Source organism: Shewanella sp. SP1S2-4 (assembly GCF_031932075.1).
Taxonomy (GTDB): domain Bacteria; phylum Pseudomonadota; class Gammaproteobacteria; order Enterobacterales; family Shewanellaceae; genus Shewanella; species Shewanella baltica.
In genome coordinates, this window is the sequence record NZ_JAUOET010000002.1 from 1 (window position 1) to 19,159 (window position 19,159).

At 47.4% G+C, this 19,159-nt stretch carries 14 protein-coding genes; 8 read left to right on the forward strand and 6 right to left on the reverse strand.

Annotated features, from left to right (window positions below; translation table 11 throughout):
- Positions 1-465: 465 nt before the first annotated feature.
- Positions 466-945, reverse strand: a complete 480-nt coding sequence (rsd, locus tag Q4Q52_RS02205) for a sigma D regulator (protein ID WP_106648308.1) — start codon at positions 943-945, stop codon at positions 466-468.
- A 457-nt stretch (positions 946-1,402) separates the two neighbouring features.
- Here rsd and hemE point away from each other — a divergent pair, with 457 nt between their 5' ends.
- The 3 genes from hemE to Q4Q52_RS02220 all read left to right on the forward strand — a co-directional run bounded on the left by hemE (position 1,403) and on the right by Q4Q52_RS02220 (position 6,355).
- Positions 1,403-2,467, forward strand: a complete 1,065-nt coding sequence (gene hemE / locus Q4Q52_RS02210; RefSeq protein WP_063884476.1) for a uroporphyrinogen decarboxylase — start codon at positions 1,403-1,405, stop codon at positions 2,465-2,467.
- A gap of 429 nt (positions 2,468-2,896) precedes the next feature.
- Entirely contained in the window at positions 2,897-5,476 is a 2,580-nt protein-coding gene (locus Q4Q52_RS02215; RefSeq protein ID WP_311989733.1) for an EAL domain-containing protein, read from the forward strand.
- A 75-nt stretch (positions 5,477-5,551) separates the two neighbouring features.
- Complete coding sequence (locus Q4Q52_RS02220) at positions 5,552-6,355, forward strand: SDR family oxidoreductase (RefSeq protein WP_220591272.1); 804 nt, start codon at positions 5,552-5,554, stop codon at positions 6,353-6,355.
- 18 nt (positions 6,356-6,373) lie between these two features.
- Here Q4Q52_RS02220 and Q4Q52_RS02225 read toward each other — a convergent pair whose 3' ends face one another.
- From Q4Q52_RS02225 to purH, 4 genes are all read right to left on the reverse strand, one after another.
- The gene (locus Q4Q52_RS02225) at positions 6,374-6,601 is read right to left on the reverse strand and encodes a hypothetical protein (RefSeq protein WP_012090366.1); all 228 of its coding nucleotides are present in this window, start codon (positions 6,599-6,601) and stop codon (positions 6,374-6,376) included.
- A gap of 194 nt (positions 6,602-6,795) precedes the next feature.
- Entirely contained in the window at positions 6,796-10,023 is a 3,228-nt protein-coding gene (locus Q4Q52_RS02230; RefSeq protein WP_311989734.1) for an ImpA family metalloprotease, read from the reverse strand.
- A 177-nt stretch (positions 10,024-10,200) separates the two neighbouring features.
- Positions 10,201-11,499 carry a phosphoribosylamine--glycine ligase gene (gene purD, locus Q4Q52_RS02235; RefSeq protein WP_311989735.1) on the reverse strand — a complete coding sequence of 433 codons (1,299 nt, stop codon included), beginning with the start codon at positions 11,497-11,499 and terminating at the stop codon, positions 10,201-10,203.
- A gap of 130 nt (positions 11,500-11,629) precedes the next feature.
- Complete coding sequence (purH, locus tag Q4Q52_RS02240) at positions 11,630-13,228, reverse strand: bifunctional phosphoribosylaminoimidazolecarboxamide formyltransferase/IMP cyclohydrolase (RefSeq protein WP_012090362.1); 1,599 nt, start codon at positions 13,226-13,228, stop codon at positions 11,630-11,632.
- A gap of 352 nt (positions 13,229-13,580) precedes the next feature.
- Between purH and zntR the strand changes: the two genes are divergently transcribed.
- Positions 13,581-14,096, forward strand: coding sequence for a Zn(2+)-responsive transcriptional regulator (gene zntR / locus Q4Q52_RS02245; protein WP_006079912.1), 516 nt, complete (start codon positions 13,581-13,583; stop codon positions 14,094-14,096).
- A 2-nt stretch (positions 14,097-14,098) separates the two neighbouring features.
- Positions 14,099-15,601: a permease gene (locus Q4Q52_RS02250; RefSeq protein WP_311989736.1), complete on the forward strand. Its 1,503-nt coding sequence runs from the start codon at positions 14,099-14,101 to the stop codon at positions 15,599-15,601.
- 115 nt (positions 15,602-15,716) lie between these two features.
- Here Q4Q52_RS02250 and Q4Q52_RS02255 read toward each other — a convergent pair whose 3' ends face one another.
- Positions 15,717-16,604, reverse strand: coding sequence for a prohibitin family protein (locus tag Q4Q52_RS02255; RefSeq protein ID WP_063884205.1), 888 nt, complete (start codon positions 16,602-16,604; stop codon positions 15,717-15,719).
- 322 nt (positions 16,605-16,926) lie between these two features.
- Here Q4Q52_RS02255 and Q4Q52_RS02260 point away from each other — a divergent pair, with 322 nt between their 5' ends.
- From Q4Q52_RS02260 to Q4Q52_RS02270, 3 genes are read left to right on the forward strand one after another with little or no spacing between them, the layout of a single operon-like run.
- The gene (locus tag Q4Q52_RS02260) at positions 16,927-17,181 is read left to right on the forward strand and encodes a hypothetical protein (RefSeq protein WP_106648299.1); all 255 of its coding nucleotides are present in this window, start codon (positions 16,927-16,929) and stop codon (positions 17,179-17,181) included.
- Positions 17,182-17,184: 3 nt separating this feature from the next.
- The gene (locus Q4Q52_RS02265) at positions 17,185-17,475 is read left to right on the forward strand and encodes a hypothetical protein (protein WP_047535138.1); all 291 of its coding nucleotides are present in this window, start codon (positions 17,185-17,187) and stop codon (positions 17,473-17,475) included.
- A 5-nt stretch (positions 17,476-17,480) separates the two neighbouring features.
- A complete protein-coding gene (locus Q4Q52_RS02270) occupies positions 17,481-19,100 on the forward strand; it encodes a PepSY-associated TM helix domain-containing protein (RefSeq protein ID WP_311989737.1) in 1,620 nt (539 codons plus the stop codon).
- The last annotated feature ends 59 nt before the right edge of the window (positions 19,101-19,159 follow it).

The window sequence follows — 19,159 nt, forward strand, 5'->3', positions numbered from 1 at the left end:
TCTCATTGAGATGTAACGAAGCCAGCTGAATAAGCTGGCTTTTTTGCGTCTGAGGTTTGTAAAAATCAGCCTAATACCATTTACATTAATTATATGTCTAATTGATTATCAAGTTATAATCATGAAGAACATGCATAATCCCAACATCGCTGCCTTAGTTAAATCAAAGAAATGCGCATACGTTTGCGCGAGTCCGTGTGTGCCGCTCATAAAGTTATTACAGACTGCTCTTGGCGTTCACTGGCTAGGTTAGTTAACACTTAACTGAGGCGTTAAAGTGTATCTCTTTGATGGGCGAGGTGCGTAAAGAGCATTTCATATTTAGTTGCAGTTTCTAGAGATAGGTTTTAACCGACGTTTCTAATGAGCCATTACTTGTTAGTGAGCCCATATATTTCGATAGTCGTTGGATTGGTCAAGATAAGCGCACCGAACACAACAAAGTGCGCTTAAATTGATTGAGGCTTACTGGGTGTGTTCTGAATGCTTACGGTGGAGTACTTCGAGTAGTTCATCTTCGAGTTCGAAGCGAGTTTCCATGTTATGGGCAAGTTCAGATAAATCTTTATCGAGTTGATACAACACGAGATCGTCTTGAGTTTCCGCATATTTATCGTTGAAGTCTAATGCCGCATTCGTGGTTGGCGTTATTTTTGGCAATACTTGTTGCGCGAGTGTTTTGCTTGATTCACCATATTCACTACAGGCATTAACGACTCTATCGTAGACTTCGAAATGGCCTTCAGAGACATAGTCCACTAATAAGTCACAGAAAGATTTAACATGTTCGAACGAGGGAAGTGATTTTTCTGATTTACTGTAAGGAGGAAGCCCAGCAATTTGGCAGTAATGCACTAACAGTTTTCGACGGTTTTTTAGCCATTGATCAATAAGCTTATTTGAACCGCCCCACTTCTGTTCTGCTTTTTCGAGTTCTCTCAGCATGATGCATTCCATTTAAGTGCCAGCACATGACTCTAATGTAGGGACAAGTTGCTAATCGATCAACTCTTTTCATGCGAATTTGCGAGAATGACGAAATGGACAAACCAGCTGTTTCGTATCGAAAAATGCAAATAAAAAGCCCAACGATAGAAACCTATCGTTGGGCGAGTAAAGTTTATAGCAGGCTCGATGCGACGAGCTTCTTGATTGTTCTTGCTAGCGCAGACTTTTTATACCAAAGGCTGGGAACCGGCGCAACTTTTTTCTGTCTGAGTGTGACTTCGTTACGAATAAATCAGCAGTATGTTATCTGGATAACAATTTCCAATTTATATGGTCAAATCGACGCCGACGATGGGGAATAGCTCACATATATTTGCACATAAAGGTTACATTATTCGCGTAAATGCTAAACTACCGACCCAGCGGATCTCAATAAGACTAGGAACCAAGCCCAATGGCAGAATTAAAGAATGATCGTTATTTACGCGCCCTACTAAAAGAGCCTGTCGATGTGACCCCTGTGTGGATGATGCGTCAAGCTGGCCGTTATCTTCCTGAATATAAAGCTACTCGCGCTCAAGCGGGTGACTTCATGTCTTTGTGTAAAAATCATGAGCTTGCCTGTGAAGTCACGCTGCAACCTTTACGTCGTTATGATCTCGATGCGGCGATTTTGTTTTCCGATATTTTAACAGTGCCCGATGCAATGGGGTTAGGTTTGTATTTTGAGGCGGGTGAAGGCCCACGTTTCGAACGCCCTACAGACACTATCGATGCGATCAAAAAGCTCTCAATTCCAGATCCAGAAGATGAGCTGGGTTATGTGATGAAAGCCGTTAGCACTATTCGCCGTGAACTGAATGGCGCAGTGCCGTTAATTGGCTTTTCTGGTTCACCTTGGACCCTAGCGACTTATATGGTTGAAGGCGGCTCGAGCAAAACTTTCGAAAAAATTAAGAAGATGGCTTACGCTGAGCCAATGGCATTACACATGCTGTTAGATAAATTAGCCGATTCAGTGATCTTATACCTGAATGCTCAAGTGGCTAATGGTGCACAATCACTAATGATTTTTGACTCATGGGGCGGCGCGTTATCACACTCTGCTTACCGTGAGTTTTCTTTGCGTTATATGCAGAAGATTGTCGATGGTCTGACACGTTTTGCCGATGGCCGCAAAGTGCCAGTGACGCTGTTCACTAAAGGTGGTGGTTTGTGGTTAGAAGCGATGGCAGAAACTGGCTGTGATGCGTTAGGTTTGGATTGGACGGTAGACATTGCCGATGCCCGTCGCCGTGTAGGCCATAAAGTTGCATTGCAAGGCAACATGGACCCTTCAATGTTATATGCACCTATTCCACGTATTGAAGAAGAAGTGGGCCATATCCTAGCGGGTTATGGTGAGGGTACTGGTCATGTATTTAACTTAGGTCATGGCATCCATCAGCATGTCGATCCAGAGCATGCTGGCGCCTTTATCAAGGCGGTTCATGCGCAATCAAAGCAATACCATAAGTAATTTTTGGTTTGCGAAACAGGCCCGCTTGCGGGCCTGTTTTATTTCTGACATTTAGAGTTGATAAAATGGAAAACTTCTCTCGCAGCTATCTTCATGGATTTGCCTTTATGGATTAGCGTATGCGGTGGTTTATCTCGTCTGCGAGCCTAATGAGTGTTACGTTAAAATAACAACTTCAATACTCTATTGTTACGCTTAGTTTATCGCATAGGATCTGGATAAAAATAAAATATCAGCAGTGTTTATTGAGCAATTTAATGCTTTAAATCAATCGGTTAAATTGATTTAATTACATAATAATGTCTACTTTAGCAACGGCTAAAGCTAAGCGATGTTTAATACTATTCGCAAATGAGATATGTTGCATGGCGCAGTGAAGGATTATGCAAGGCCGTCAATCAATTTAGTCATAACAAGCCGTGGTAAGAGATGCACATTGGCAAGAAAATATTGGTATTTATTGCGGGCTTTTGTCTCCCCGCGGTGGTCATTGTCTCCTATTGTCTGGGGTGTTGGTACGACCATCGCGTCGAACTATTGCGCCAAGACAGTGCTAATCGTGAGCTTGCTAATATCCAGCAGCAGTTTCACATTGATGTCGACCGCTTAACCTTTCTCACGAATATCTACGCTTTACCTTTGTCTCAGTTAGATGAAGAGCAACTTAAGAAACTAGAGTCCTCGTGGCACGATAGTTCAATGTCGGCCAACCTTAGTTGGTATATTTTACGCCAAGGCGAACTGCAGACTTTTTTCCCCAATGTATATACCTTTGCGTCTAATGAGCTGCGGGAAATTGCCAGCGCCATTATTAGCGCTAATAAACCCAGTGTTGCTGGTGCATATTTGATTGGTGGACAGGCTTATGTCATTACCGCCGTGGCTTCTGCACCTAATGAATCTGTACTGCTGGTGCGTCAGTTGACCGATAACGACTTGCTTGAATATGCGCAGGCCTTATTGGTAACTAAAGTGACTATGAGTCACTCTAACGCTGTCACAGCAAGTGTTGAGGGCGTTCATAGTGACACCATTGAAATACCCAGCCTGTTAAAAGACAAACCTGTTTACCTGCAAGTGCAGTTCTCCGAGGGCCCGTTCCAAGAGGTTAAATTTAAGCTCGATTGGGTATCGCTCGGTTTCATTCTATTTGGCGTGTTTATTGTTGGCCTTGGCTATATTTGGTTGCGCTCTGGTTTACTCAAACCCTTTAAAAACTTGATGCAGCAATTGGCGTTGGTCGATCCTATGTCCAGTGTCTATCAACCTGTTACCAGTGAAGGCAATGAGGAATTAGAAGTGCTTGCTTGCCGCGTTAATAGCCTGCTAGCCAGAATTTATCAGCAGAAAGAACGCGCGAAAATCACCTTAGAATCCATTGCAGAAGCGGTGATTTTGACCGATGTCGATGCCAAAGTGATTTATATGAATCCGCGGGCCGAGTCGCTTTTGGATGTTGCCAGTTGTTATGCTATAGATCAGAGCCTTGCCAGCCTATTAAAGGCTGGCGACCAGTTGAATCAGGCGGTGTTCACTTGTATTCGCCTTGGCGAGTCATCACCACAGGTCGAGAAAATCAAGTTATTGACCGCAACACCGCGGATTATGGAACGCAGCATTAGTAATTTGCGTAACCACGATAAAGTTATTGTCGGCACCGTCGTGGTATTGCGAGATATCACTCAAGAAGAGTTACTTAAGCGCCAACTCCAAAAAAGAGCCAATTTCGACAGCATTACTGGGCTGCTAAATCGTCAGGCGTTTGATGAACAGCTCCCTCAATTTGCTGTCTCAGCTAAAACCATCGCCGTTTGTTATCTCGATTTAGAGCAATTCAAGTTGATTAACGATAGCTGTGGCCATACAGCAGGCGATCGTATGCTCGCCATGGTGGCTAAGGCTATGCAGGCTTGTCTCGGGCCACAGGAGTTGTTGGCGCGGCTTGGCGGTGATGAGTTTGGTTTAGTGGTGTGTAATCGCAGTGCTTTATCTGTGGCGCAATTACTCAAGCAAATGATTGCGCAGGTCTCGCTGCAAGTGCTGAATGACAAAAACTGTAACTATAAAGTCGGCCTTAGCATAGGTGTTGCTTTTGGTCGTGCGCCTTATATTGATGCCCAAGAATTATTGAAAGACGCTGATATTGCCTGTATTGCCGCTAAAGCTAAGGGCGCCAATCAAATTCATTTTTACGATGATAAAGATAAAGAGCTCACTTACCAAAGAAACGCGCCAAAGTGGGCGGTACGTATCGCGCAGGCGATTGAAGAAAACGAGCTAATTCTTTATTACCAACCGATCCGTGGGTTAGGCAGCGGTCCACAGCGACAACGCATGGAGATCCTGCTGCGAATTCAAGAACCCTGCGGTCGTATTTTGGCGCCTGCGCAGTTTATTGCCGCGGCTGAGCGCTTTAAGCTGATGCCTGACATAGATAAAGAAGTGATCCGCAAAGCCTTTTTATGGCTGTCTTTGCATCCTGTACTTTGGCCTGATCATTGTATTTCGATCAACCTTTCGGGCAATAGTTTAGGCGCCGAAGGTATGGTGGAATATATCGCCCAGCAGCAACATATTTTTGATATTCCAAGTCAATGTATTTGCTTTGAAATTACTGAAACCACCGCGATCCAAAATCGCAATCGTGGTATGGAAATGTTGAAGCAGTTACGTAAACTCGGCTTCTCGTTTGCACTGGATGATTTTGGCAGTGGTTTCGCCTCTTATGGCTATCTGCGTGAGCTGCCCGTGGATTATGTCAAAATCGATGGCTGTTTTATCAAGAACCTTGCCGTGAACGCTAAAGACTATGCCATCGTTAAATCGATTCAGGATGTTTGTCGGGTCATGGGGATCGAGACTGTGGCCGAATTTGTTGAAAATCAGGAGATTATCGACAGATTGTTGAGCATTGGCATTAATTACGCGCAAGGTTATGCGATAGGTCGCCCACAACCCTTAGCAAATTATCGTGAACAATATGAGATGAGGCTTGCACAACGCGCGTGAAGGATTGCGCTTTTAGTGTGATTATGCCAATTTAGCCAAAGACGTAATTAACATAGCGATAACAAAGGAATGACTATGGATGGACTTACTGGCAAGGTCGTGATCATCACGGGTGCTTCAGAAGGTATTGGTCGGGCACTTGCTGTGGCAATGGCGCGAATGGGCTGCCAACTGGTGATCAGTGCACGCAATGAAACACGTCTCGCTTCACTCGCCTTAGAAATCGCTAATTATGGTCCGCCTCCTTTTGTATTTGCTGCTGATGTCTCTCGTCCTGAGCAGTGCGAAGCCTTAATAGAAGCCACGGTCGCGCATTATGGCCATCTTGATATTTTGATTAACAATGCTGGCATGACTATGTGGTCACGTTTCGACGAGCTGACTCAGCTGTCTGTACTTGAAGACATTATGCGGGTGAATTATCTTGGACCCGCGTATTTGACCCATGCCGCGTTACCTCATTTAAAGGCCAGTAAGGGCCAAGTGGTGGTAGTGGCCTCCGTCGCTGGATTAACGGGCGTTCCAACTCGTAGCGGTTATGCCGCTTCTAAACATGCTGTGATTGGCTTTTTCGATTCGTTGCGGATTGAGCTCGCGGACGATAATGTGGCAGTGACGGTAATTTGCCCCGATTTTGTGGTGTCACAAATTCACAAACGTGCCCTCGATGGTGCAGGTAATCCTTTAGGCAAGTCACCGATGCAAGAAGCTAAGATACTGACGGCCGAGCAATGCGCCAATATGATGCTACCTGTGATTGCGACTCGGGGCCGACAACTTATCACTTCACTTCGTGGCCGTTTGGGGCGTTGGCTTAAGCTGATCGCGCCAGGTTTAATCGATAAAATTGCCCGCAGGGCGATCGCCTCCGGGCACTAACATCTTTGGCATTACAAGCTATTTTCCACTCTTATTCAGATGCGTAATGATTGACTGTTCAGCCTCGCTTTGCGTTGCTTTTTCCCCTTGCTTTTCGATAGTTGCCGTGGCCATATGGCCCGTCATATCCTCTGCAATATGAAACCAATCTGGATGCCAGTAAAAGCTGGCTCCTTCTAGGGTTTGCCAGTTATGTACGCCCGATTTTTCACCTTGATAAATAAGATCTTTTATCGAATAACCCATATATTTACCTCATTAATTTCATGATTGTTAAAAATATAAGAAGTTAAATGGTGCACGTCATCTGAGCCTAGGTATGTGCTTTAGGTCACATTTTTCAGGTAAAAATAAACCCCGCCAGAGCGAGGTTTATCAGTTGCGTTAGTATCTTAGCGCGATTAAGGCTTAGTGCACTTATGGTTTAGTGCACTTATGGTTTAGTTGCACTGGGTTGGCGAACCCACGCCTTTCCACTGTGTAGTGCCATCAGTGAGTGACAGTGGCACAAAGGTTAAACCTTGGCTCATGTTCGCTGGCGGCAAGTCGGTTTCTAGCTCATACATGCCCATGGGCATAGTACCCGAGATCGCATTAGCGACCGTTTGCGCGGCTGCAAGGCTTGAGTAGCGCAGACCCAACATATCAAAGTGGCTACGCCAATCTTTGCCTGTGAGCTGACTCAAAGACACCAGCATAAAGTCGTTGCCGGGGATATCTTTCACGGTTTTGCCGCCGTAGACACTATTGCCGTCAAACGGAAATTGGCTAAAGCCCAGTTTGCTGCGGTTCGCTTCCCAATCACTGGCGTTATTCGCATATTTACCGAAAATACGACTGTGTTGATACAGCAAGGTAAAGAGATTAAAGCCATTGTTCAGAGTGGTGCCGTCACTGAGCGTTATGCCGTGAGCCTTAAGCGCCATTTGGATGTAAAACGCCATGCGATAGCCGTTATGCACAGCATAATCATTACTGGCCCAAGGCGCAGTGTATCTGTCTTCACCTGCATCAAGCACTTTACAGTTAGCCCCAAATACTACACGTTTGCCGCTGGTGTCTTTTGTGCCCGCTGCATCGGACATAAACACATAGAAGAGATCTTTGTGGTTCATGTGGCCATCGGTCACTGTGTCTGTATTGCCATCGCGCAGATAATGGGTTTTCCACTTCACTACATAAGGGAAGATATTGTTGGAGTTTTCCCCCGCGCGACTGCTATAACCTGCCCAGTTGTCACTATTGTTTGCCGCTGCATATTGCACATTGAGGCGGTTCGTTTGCAGATTATGGCCTAACTCATGGTTATCACCCCAGCCCGTTGGGTCGATATTCCATGCCGCATCCCAAGGATTACCACTACAACCGGCTCCGCACTGGGCATTTTGGTCATAATTGGCGTGTTGAATAATAGTGCGGGTATGCAGAATATTGTCGATACAGTCGTCGCCAAACAGTCCTTTGCAGGCCGCCAGCACATCGGCGGGTAAGGATTCACTGAAACTCTTACCTTGAATTTTAAGGCCAGCTAAGGTGTAAACGCTGTTGATATGGTCATCGACAATGCTGTTGAGCAGCGCGTTGACATCAGGCACATCGGTACCTATGGCGTTTAAGAAGCGGTCGCGACGTAGATGCTGCTCTGCACCATCGGTGCGCAAGTCCACATGGGGTAATTCGGTATTTTGAATGCGTTCGTTAAAGGCCGCGATTTCAGCTGGATTGGAGAAATCCATAATGGTCGGATGTTTAGCGACATGCTCAGCGTTGACATCAACACTTAACGCGCCATCAACACTCGAAGCATCACCATTGATGTATAGATAAATCGGCCCGCCGTAGGGGGAGGAAAACTCGATACTTTTCCCTTGCGCTAAGCGCAGGCGTTGTTGCGCCAGCCCCAAGGGGCCGCGGTAGATTTTCTGCTCATAGGCACGGTTAGTGTTACGTCTGTGGTAGTTGAGTTTGATCTCCACATTCGCAGCGTTGCTATCGAGGCGAGTGAGTTTGATGGTTTGCCCCGGCAATGCATACCAGCCTGTAGTCGTCCATTGGCCTGCATAGGGCACACTAATGGTTTTACGCTCTGAGACTGTCGCAGGGTAAGCGTAGTGCGCATTGCTGCCCTTGCTGAGGTTGACTCTGTCGGTGACATATTCACCCAAATCTGGCTGGGCTAAGTTATGGGCGCGAGCATAGCTTACGGCCCAATCGGCAAACAGGGCCCGCTGCCATTGTGCGTGCTCGCTGTAGGCTATGGGGTAGTCAATCTCGCTGCGATATTTATCTGCAAGCAGCAGTCCAGCCTTCATCAAAGGGAAGTCTGCCTTGGTAAACACATCAATTGCGTTGTTATCTAGGGTTTCGGCATTGCTGCGATACCAATCTGCGCCCGCTTTGAACGAGTCAACAAAGGCGGCAGCATTGCAGCTGAGATAATTGCCGGTGCAGTCGTTAAGCACTGAGGTATCGAAGCTTGCTTCATTGAGCTTGCCGAGCAAATTATTTACCTTGGTCAGGGCAGTATCTTCAGCCAAAACATCAGTCACATTGAGGTCGTTGGCATTGAGCTTTGACCAATAATTACCTGAGGTTGAAAGCCCCATTTCAAGGTAAAGCGGCGATAGCATTGGGCTTTGATTGCGCCAGTAGTTTGAGAGCAGCAAGGGAATGCCCGCCGCTTTGGCCTTAGCGATAGCAGCTTTAATGCCTGCAAAACCGAGGGACTGACGGTCTATGTCACTAATCACTATCACATCGGGCTTGAGTGTGTCGATACAGTTGCTTAACTCACTGTAGTCACAGGTGTTTGCCGCATTAATGCTATGGGCTGCGGGGTAGTTGTTTGTAAGCCAAGTGCGAATACCTTCGTTATGGGGAAAGTACCAACTGTCGGCTTTGCTCGGCATTTGCGTGGTCACTATACTGAGGCCGTCGGTTTTATCGGCGCCTTTGGTCAGCCAGCCTAAAAGATTTTTCAGCAAAGTATCGGTTTGAGCTGAAGTGTTGACGGAAAAGAGATTTCCTCCCATGGCCGCATATCTTTGCCCTTGTTGCTCGCCCGCCATGACTAAGCCGCGAACCGCGCTTGCGCCACTGCCATCGACATTCGATGGCAAGACAGTAAAAGTGTTCTCTGGCATAAAGCTCGAGAAGGTAATTGAGTCGTGAGTCGGATGCCAAGAGACGCTGCTACCGACACCTTGATATAGCTGATTTATCTGGGCTTTACGTTCGATGTCGATATTAGTGAGTTCGGCGATGCTGAAATCAATTAACTCACTCGCACTGGCAAGCCTGTGGTCTTGATGCTTAATGGCATTTTCGGCGTTAGCAATAAATGTCGGCGTGACAGTGCAATCCGCCGTCATGGACGCAGTGGTGTAAGTTAGCGCATTTAGCGTGCCACCACAGCCAGTAATGCCTTCGAGTGTAAAGCCAATATCGGCAGTGATGCTAAAAATAGCGCTTTTACCCGACTCCACTTTTTGACTGCTTGGATCTAAGGCTCCGCCATTTGCTGACACACTACTAGCAATGTATTGCACCGGCGCGGGAGGTTGGACTGGCGGCTGAGTCGGTGGTGTGGTCGTGCCAGCATCTTCTGAGCCGCCACCGCATCCGCTAAGCAGTATGGCGATGGAGGCGCACAGCAGTCTAATCCTCATGGGGAGTCCTTGATATTTAGGTATTTAACATTTGGTTGACATTGTATCTCGTTGCTCCAATTTTCAATAGAATTAATTATGTAATTTTATTGAAAATCATGACGTTATATTTGACGCTCGTCAAAATTCAGGCACAAAAAAACCGGCTTCTGGCCGGTTTTTTAACGCGCCTAGCAATTAGTCTTGCTGCTCACGTGCAATAGCACGGTAACCAATATCGGTGCGGAAATACACATCATCCCAGTGGATTTCATCAACCAATTTATAAGCCGCTTTTTGCGCTTCGGTCACTGTGTTACCCAGTGCAGTCGCGCAGAGTACGCGACCGCCGTTGGTGACTACGTGGCCGTCTTTCATCTCAGTGCCAGCATGGAAGACTTTGCCATTGTTATCACCAAGGCTGAGACCGTCAATCACATCAAACTTGCGATACTCATCTGGATAACCGCCAGCGGCTAATACCACGCCAACGGCTGCGCGCTCGTCGTATTCAGCTGTCACTTTATCTAACTCGCCACGGGTGGCGGCTAAACACAGTTCCACTAAGTCAGACTTTAAACGCATCATGATTGGCTGAGTTTCTGGATCGCCAAAGCGACAGTTGTATTCAAGTACTTTGGCGCTGCCGTCTGGAGAGATCATCAAACCAGCATACAAAAAGCCTGTGTAGATATTGCCTTCTGCGGCCATGCCATCAACCGTTGGGCGAATTACGTTTGCCACAGTCCAATCGTGTACCGCTTGAGTCACCACAGGTGCTGGCGAGTAAGCGCCCATACCACCCGTGTTTGGACCATAGTCGCCGTTATCGCGGGCTTTATGATCTTGGCTGGTCGCCATTGGCAGAATGTTTTTGCCATCGACCATGACGATGAAGCTGGCTTCTTCGCCTTTCAGGAATTCTTCAATGACCACGCGTGAACCCGCATCGCCAAACTTGTTACCAGCGAGCATGTCATCAATTGCAGCATCGGCTTCAGCTTGGTCTTGGGCGATAATCACGCCTTTACCTGCGGCTAAACCGTCAGCTTTAATGACCACTGGATAACCTGTTGTGGCCGTTAATTCACGCACGAAGGCTTTAGCATCGCTGATTTCAGTGCAGTTTTTGTAACCCGCTGTTGGAATATTGTGGCGGGCTAAAAAGTCCTTAGTGAAGGCTTTTGAACCTTCGAGCTGAGCTGCCGTCTTAGTTGGGCCAAAAATCGGTAAACCTGCGGCATTGAATGCATCAACCACGCCCATCACTAATGGCGCTTCTGGGCCGACTATGGTCAGTTCAATTTTATGGGTTTTCGCAAAATCGAGCAGAGCAGGAATGTCGGTGGCGCTGATCGCCAGATTTTCAACATTAGGTTCTAGGGCTGTGCCCGCATTGCCTGGCGCAACATAGACAGTTTCAACTTGAGCCGATTGTGCAGCTTTCCACGCTAGGGCATGTTCGCGACCGCCGCCACCAATAACTAATACTTTCATGTTAAGTCATCCCTTAGAGTTTTATGTTCTGTGTAGGCACACTGTGGTCGAAACCAGAGTGCGGTAAAACAAAGAGTGGTAAAACAAAAAAGCAGCCAGTACTGATTGAGTGCTGGCTGCTTAGTGGCGATTAGTGACGGAAGTGGCGCATGCCCGTCATCACCATGGCCATGCCGTGCTCGTCTGCTGCGGCGATGATTTCTGCATCGCGCATTGAGCCACCCGGTTGGATGATGCAGCTAATGCCCGCAGCCGCTGCGGCATCGATACCGTCACGGAAGGGGAAGAAAGCATCGGATGCCATCACAGAGTTCACTACTTCTAAGCCTTCATCGGCGGCCTTGATGCCAGCGATTTTAGCGCTGTAAACGCGGCTCATTTGGCCTGCGCCGACACCGATAGTCATGCCGTCTTTGGCATAAACGATGGCGTTAGATTTAACGAATTTCGCCACTTTCCAGCAGAACATTAAGTCTTTCAGTTCGCTTGCAGTGGGTTGACGTTTAGAAACCACTTTGATGTCTTCTAAGCCGACCATGCCTTGGTCGCGATCTTGTACTAACAAGCCGCCGTTAACGCGTTTGTAGTCTAAGGTTTGGGTCTTAGTGTTCCACTGACCACATTCCAATAAACGCACGTTGGTCTTTTTCGCCACCACATCGCGTGCCGCTTGGCTGACGCTTGGGGCGATAATCACTTCAACGAATTGACGCTCAACGATAGCACTCGCCGTCGCTGCATCTAACTCGCCGTTGAAAGCAATAATGCCACCGAAGGCTGAGGTTGGGTCAGTTTGATAAGCGCGGTTATAGGCATCGAGCAAGTCTTTACCTAAGGCCACACCACATGGGTTAGCGTGTTTAACGATAACGCAGGCGGGTTCCAAGAATTCTTTTACGCACTCAAGAGCGGCATCGGTATCGGCAATATTGTTGTAAGACAAGGCTTTGCCTTGCAACTGAATCGCCGTCGCCACAGAGGCTTCATCAATTTTCGTATCGACATAGAAGGCCGCCGCTTGATGGCTGTTTTCGCCATAGCGTAAGTCTTGCTTCTTCACTAATTGGGTGTTGAACGTGCGTGGGAACTTAGAATCAGCAAAGCATTCGTCCGTGCTATGCGCAGGAACCATAGTGCCGAAGTAGTTGGCGATCATGCCATCGTAACCCGCAGTGTGCTCAAAGGCTGCAATCGCTAAGTCGAAGCGCGTCGCATGGGTCGTGCTGCCATTGTTAGCCGTCATTTCTGCCAGTACGCGTGAGTAATCGGCGGCATTAACGACTATGGTGACGTCTTTGTGGTTTTTTGCCGCTGCGCGCACCATAGTTGGGCCGCCAATATCGATATTTTCGATAGCGTCTTCTAAGGTACAACCGGCTTTAGCCACAGTTTCAGCGAAAGGATAAAGGTTAACCGCAACCAGATCGATGGCATTGATATTGTTGTCGGCCATCACGCTTTCATCAAGACCGCGGCGCGCCAAAATGCCGCCGTGCACTTTAGGGTGCAGCGTCTTAACGCGACCGTCCATGATCTCAGGGTGTCCTGTGTAATCAGATACTTCGATAACAGGCACGCCGTTATCCGCTAACAGGCGAGCAGTGCCGCCAGTTGATAACAGTTCCACACCTTGGGCGTGAAGTGCTTTGGCGAACTCGAGAATTCCGGTTTTATCTGAAACGCTTAACAGCGCGCGACGAATGGGTCTGGCATTATTTGCAGCAGTCATTTGGGTACAGGGTCCAGTTATTTTAGTTTCAAGGATCTTTCGGAAAACAGAACAGCCTTAGCGCTGCACCGCTTTCCAAAAGTCCCTTGGTCCTATTTTTACTTTATTAGCTAACTTTTTATCCCTTCATCACGGCGCGCGTATTCTAACGTAAAACTCGATTTACGGGTGTTTTTTCTGCGTGATTTCACAATATTCATATCAGAACAAAGTGACGTGACTCGGCCGACTTTATGTAAAGTATGAATTACCCCTTGACCTTGGAGTAGGCTCCAAGGTTTATACTCGCATTATTGAGTTGTATGCTGGAAACTCCCCCTGAGTTGGGCGCGATTTCGCAAAGGATGAAGACATGTATCGTATTGGTGAACTGGCGGATTTGTGTGAGGTGAAAGCCGACACGTTGAGATTCTACGAGAAGCACGGTCTGCTCGCGCCGTCGAGCCGTACCGAGTCTGGCTATCGAGTGTATACCGAGGCCGATGCTGCGCGACTGCGTTTTATCTTACGGGCTAAAGCTGTGGGTTTTACCCTCAATGAAATCAGTGAATTGCTTTCAATCGAACTTGATAAATCTAATCGCGTCTGCGCCGATGTGAAGGGTATGGTCGATATTAAATTGGCCCAAGTGCAGGCCAAAATTGCCGAGCTGAATCATTTTCAAACCAGTTTACAGAGTCTGTCCGATGCCTGTTGTGGCGGGCCGCGTAGCGCCGAACATTGCTCTATTTTAGAGGCGTTGGAATCCAGTACTGAGCGGGTACGTGTTGAGCATCATTCTCACGATGGAAATCAGCACAAAGCACATCAAAATGAGTCGCACCAGCATACTCATGGAAAAACAATCCATGATGAGTCAGGGAATTAATTATGTTACTGAAGAATTTTATCGATCTGTTTTTAGACTCGGCGCCTTGGTTGTTATTGGGCCTGATCTTGGCTGGGCTATTAAAAGTATTCGTACCAATGGTGTGGATGCAAAAGCAGCTCGGCGGTCATGGTGTTAAAACTGTGGTGAAGGCGGCAATGCTCGGCGCACCATTACCTTTGTGTTCTTGTGGCGTGATTCCTGCGGCTGTAGGGTTACGCCGTTCTGGTGCCTCTAAAGCAGCAACGACCTCCTTTTTAGTGTCGACGCCAGAAACAGGCGTCGATTCAATCGCCGTTTCCTACGTGTTACTCGGCCCCTTTATGGCGATCGTCAGACCGATTGCAGCGATTACCAGTGCGATTGTGGCTGGCTTACTCGTTGGCCGCGATGACGACGATGGCAAGCCTGCGGTTAAATCAGAGTCTAAGTCAGCTAGCGACGCACCCGTGGCGGCATGCTGTGCGTCGAAATCGGCGACTCAGCCCCAAGCTGTTAAAGCAGAATCGGTTAAAAGCTGTTGCTCATCAACTAAAGAGCCAACTTTAGCGCCTGTTAACGCGGCTGCATCCTGCTGCAGCACTGAAAGACCAGCTGATAGTGAGCAGAATACTGAGTCTAAGAGTGCGATCAAAATGATGCCTATGGCTGCTGCGCCTAGCTTAATGACGGCTCATGGCGGTAGTGTTGCGAATGGCGGCGTGATAAAAGCTGAGAAAACAGCTTCATGCTGCGCCAGTAAAGCTGCTGAATCTGTACCCGCTACCCCTGAAAAAATCCTTGTGGTAAAAAAGGGCGCCTGTTGCGGCACTTCCAACAAGGCCGAGTCTAGAACACATGATCACAGTGCTCATGCTCCTCAAGCACAAGGTGAAGCGGATAGCTGCTGCGCTTCGACTCAAGATATGGCGACTGAGTTAAAATCACAATCTGTATTAAGCCGCGTCGGTATTGGTCTTAAATATGCGGCAACGGATTTAGTGCGTGACACTACCTTGTGGTTGCTGGTGGGTTTATTCTTCGCGGCACTGGTGCAAACTTATGTCCCCGCAGACTTTTTAGCACAATGGGGCAACGGTATCTTAGCTATGTTAGTCATGGTGTTGGTCTCTGTGCCTATGTATATCTGCGCCACGGCATCGACACCGATTGCAGCCGGACTATTATTGGCTGGCGTGTCACCGGGAGCCGTTTTAGTGTTTATGATGGCGGGCCCTGCGACCAATATCGCGACATTAGGTGTGGTGGCTAAAGAGTTAGGCAAACGTGCGTTGTGGGGATACTTGGGCGGCGTGATCGGCGTGGCCTTAGTCGCGGGTATATTGGTCAATTATCTGGTGGATAGCTTTGGCTTTGTGGTGATGCCACAGATTGGTGAGCAGCACCAAATGTTACCTCAGTGGTTAGTGGCAACCTCTGGCATAGTGCTGGCGTTACTCATGGCAAAAGTGGTGTTTGAAAAGATCCCTCGAAGCTGGATCCGCCGCAACGATTGCTGTTCTTAATCAGCTCATATTCCGCTCAGTAATTATCGAGCGAATAACGAAAAATCCCAGTGTTAGGGCTAACACTGGGATTTTTTATTGTCGATTTATGCTTTTGCTCGAGCTAAACCCAAGCTTAGTTGCCTTTTTTCACATCGATAAAGGGCAGAGTGCCTGTCGGTAGCATGGTTGTCGGTAGTTTACCGTCCCACTTTTCCGCTTTAGTTAATTCAACTAAGTTTTGATTTTGTGCCAGCGCTTCGGCGCGGCTCTTAATCGCAGAGGCTTCTGCATCACCTTTGATACGAATACTTTCGGCTTCAGCCTTGGCGCGGGCCAATTGCGAGTCGGCCTGTGCTTGCGCTTGGGTGACGGCGATTTGCGCGCTGACGCGTTCTTTTTCTAGATTCTGCAGTTGAGTTTGCACTTCGACTTCGGCGCGCATTCTGTCTTCGACGGATTTTTCATAGGCGTTGGAAAAGTCGATATTCTCAATCTGCACTGAGTTAATTTCCACCGGACCTTTGATCGAGTTAGTGATCGCGCTGGTCACATCAATACCGAATTTGATCCGCTCTTGTACCACAGAAATCGCCGTGTATTTACCGAAGATGTTTTCGACCTGAGTCGGCACTTGTCTGTCAAGCAGGCGAGTGACCATGGCATCGATACTCTTGAAGTTCGCATACACTTCTTCGACGCGGTCTGGCGGTACGCTAAATGTCACCGATGCGTTAAGTGTCGCAGGTTGTTGATCGCGGCTATAGGCTTGCAGCGAGGTATAACTGGTGGTGTGTGTTTGGGTCGAAATCTTCACCACAGTGTCTATCAGTGGGATTTTAAAACCAAGCCCAGGTTCTGCTGTACCGATAACTTTACCGTTGCGCAGCAGTACGCCACGTTCACCTTGGTCAACTGTATACCAACTGCCAAATAAGGAAATAAAGAGGATTAATAGAATAACAATGGGGATAATTTTGCTGAGGCCAATTGAGCTCGGCAGATTGAATTCATTTTTAATCATTTAGCTTCCTTTGCTGATGTCATAGTAATGAGCTTGAGGGTGAATCGGATTGTTTATCTTGGGACAAGACTATTAACGCGAAATGTATCTTAATGGTTAACAACTGGCAATGACAAGGCAGAAGTGTTGCCTATTTGTGATTTGAATATCATAAACCATCCTTACAGTGTAAATCTTATTGCGAATTATTATCACCAAGGCTAGAGTCCCGAAATTAAAATTCTTCCATTGCTTTCATGTGCTTATCTTTTTACATGATGTACAGCAAGCATAGGCAAATGGACTCGAATGCTAACGCTTTGTAGTGAGAGGATAACATCCCGTGTTGCAACTTATATTCCTGTTGTCGACGCTTCTGGCCTGTTTGTTATTTTATTTAACGAATAAGCAGCAAAAACTATTTGCAAGCTCCCTTCCTAAGCGGCCTTGGCGGTTACTCGCTTACGGTGTTGCCTTTGTCAGTCTTATCGGTTGGCTTAGCCTCTTTACCCTTAGCGCCGCAATTTTTATTTGGTTAGCCCTATTGATGTTATTGATGGGGTTAGTGCCTTTTATCTCACTTTTCGGTCGGAAATAACTCATGGCACGTTTAGCTGAACAGGATAAATTGCAACCCGACTGGTGGACTAAGTCACTGGCTGGATTGATTTTAGGATTTACTTTAGCACTTGGATTGGTGGGGTTATTTGCCTGGTTTGGCCCAGGCGGCATCGATGCCGATACTAAAGTGCAGTTCAACATGTGGCTGATTACGCCTATCTGGTTATTGATCTTAAGTTTTAGCTTTATGTTTAAAACTGGACTCAGGGCAATTGGCTACTTGGGCTTGTTTAACGTTTTGACTTATATAGTGTTATATACCTTTAGGTGACAAGGATGAAAGTTCGCAGTGATGTGTTACGTGTGTATCAGTCTATCCATATTTGGACTGGTATCATCGCCGGAATCGTATTGTTTATCGGCTTTTATGCCGGCTCGCTCACTATGTTTAAAGGGGCGATTGACGCTTGGTCAATGCCGCCAGCCCTGACCTTGCCTCAAGTGCCCACCGAGAAGCTGGATGACTTAGTCGCGCAAGTGTTAGCGCAGGATGATAAGGCCAAAACCGGTTTTAGTTTGCACTTAAATGATGAGCATCAATCGCCGATGACTTGGTATCAGCAGGGCTCGGAACGTGAACTCAGCATGAGTCACCAGCTTTGGCATGCCAGCCTTGACGAGCAGGGGCAATTAGTCACCCAACTAAGTACACCAAGCGAGTTAGCTGAATTGATTGACCAATTACATCGCACCGCGGGGATTGCCGGCGAAGTCGGTCACGATCAAGCGGGTGCCTATGTGTTGGGGATAGCCGCCGTTTTATACTTCTTGGCGCTCGTTTCTGGGGTGATTTTTTTACTGCCAACTTTAACCAAAAGTTTTTTCGCCCTGCGTAAAGATAAAGGTGAGAGTCGTTTCTGGCTCGATGCCCATAATTTAGTGGGCATTACCAGCCTGCCATTTCATCTAGTGATATGTGTAACTGTGATTGTGTTTGCTTTCCATGACCAGCTTTACGATGGGCTTAAGCATATGGTTTATGGTGAAAAACCATTATTTGCTCAATCGGCACCGGACAAAACGCTCTATACACTTGTCGATTTGCCAAAGGTCACCACTGTGTTAGCCAAGGTGCAGCAAATCGCCCCCGATTATCAAGTGAATGAAATGAGCTTTATGAACTTGAATAATCCCCGTGCGACTCTGCGCTTGGGGTTATATAACCCCAATGGTTTTATGCGTGGACCCGTTACCGATTTCTTATACCTGCATCCTTATAGTCTTAAGGTGACCAATAGCACGATTGATCAAAGCGACAAGGGGATTTGGGCCAGAACCGTTGCGGTATTCTTTGGATTACACTTTGGCAGTTATGGGGGCGATCTCGGGCGCTGGGTGTATTTCTTCCTAGGTTTGAGCGGTGCTTTTTTATTTTACAGTGGCAACTTGCTGTGGCTGGAAAAACGCCGTAAAAAGCAGGCGAGCGAGCAAACCCGTGCTTGCCGATTAATGGCGAGCGCCACGGTGGGGATTTGCTTAGGCTCGGTTGCCGCCTTAACGATAAGTATGTTGTTGGGTAAATGGTTATATGTGCATGTGAGCAATATTAACCACGTCTATTTGTGGCTGTATTATCTGGTGTTTGGCTTGCTGGTGGTTTACGCCTTTTGGCGTGGTGCTGCTAAGGCGGCGCTGCTGATTTTGCCTTTGTGCGGCTTGGCTACATTGGCGATGCCAATCACGTCTCTAGTTGCGTTAATCGCGCCAAGTTTAGGCTTATGGGCGCCTTATTCTGCGGCAACGTTAGGCGTCGATCTGGTGGCGTTAGCCTTTAGTGGAGTGTTCTTTTATGGTTACAGGCTGACTCGCCATCGGGTGCTTAATGGGCCGCAGGACAGTGTCTGGGCCATTCCCGCCACAGTGCCAGTGGCAGAATTAACCCAGCAAACATCATAATAACAATGGGCGCCGTTATCGGCGCCCATTGTTATTCACAGGGTGTAGAGACTTAGCAT

Coding starts and splice junctions, on each gene's coding strand:
- rsd (WP_106648308.1), bottom strand. CDS start 945: ATGCTGAGAGAACTCGAAAAAGCAGAACAGAAGTGGGGCGGTTCAAAT.
- hemE (WP_063884476.1), top strand. CDS start 1,403: ATGGCAGAATTAAAGAATGATCGTTATTTACGCGCCCTACTAAAAGAG.
- Q4Q52_RS02215 (WP_311989733.1), top strand. CDS start 2,897: ATGCACATTGGCAAGAAAATATTGGTATTTATTGCGGGCTTTTGTCTC.
- Q4Q52_RS02220 (WP_220591272.1), top strand. CDS start 5,552: ATGGATGGACTTACTGGCAAGGTCGTGATCATCACGGGTGCTTCAGAA.
- Q4Q52_RS02225 (WP_012090366.1), bottom strand. CDS start 6,601: ATGGGTTATTCGATAAAAGATCTTATTTATCAAGGTGAAAAATCGGGC.
- Q4Q52_RS02230 (WP_311989734.1), bottom strand. CDS start 10,023: ATGAGGATTAGACTGCTGTGCGCCTCCATCGCCATACTGCTTAGCGGA.
- purD (WP_311989735.1), bottom strand. CDS start 11,499: ATGAAAGTATTAGTTATTGGTGGCGGCGGTCGCGAACATGCCCTAGCG.
- purH (WP_012090362.1), bottom strand. CDS start 13,228: ATGACTGCTGCAAATAATGCCAGACCCATTCGTCGCGCGCTGTTAAGC.
- zntR (WP_006079912.1), top strand. CDS start 13,581: ATGTATCGTATTGGTGAACTGGCGGATTTGTGTGAGGTGAAAGCCGAC.
- Q4Q52_RS02250 (WP_311989736.1), top strand. CDS start 14,099: ATGTTACTGAAGAATTTTATCGATCTGTTTTTAGACTCGGCGCCTTGG.
- Q4Q52_RS02255 (WP_063884205.1), bottom strand. CDS start 16,604: ATGATTAAAAATGAATTCAATCTGCCGAGCTCAATTGGCCTCAGCAAA.
- Q4Q52_RS02265 (WP_047535138.1), top strand. CDS start 17,185: ATGGCACGTTTAGCTGAACAGGATAAATTGCAACCCGACTGGTGGACT.
- Q4Q52_RS02270 (WP_311989737.1), top strand. CDS start 17,481: ATGAAAGTTCGCAGTGATGTGTTACGTGTGTATCAGTCTATCCATATT.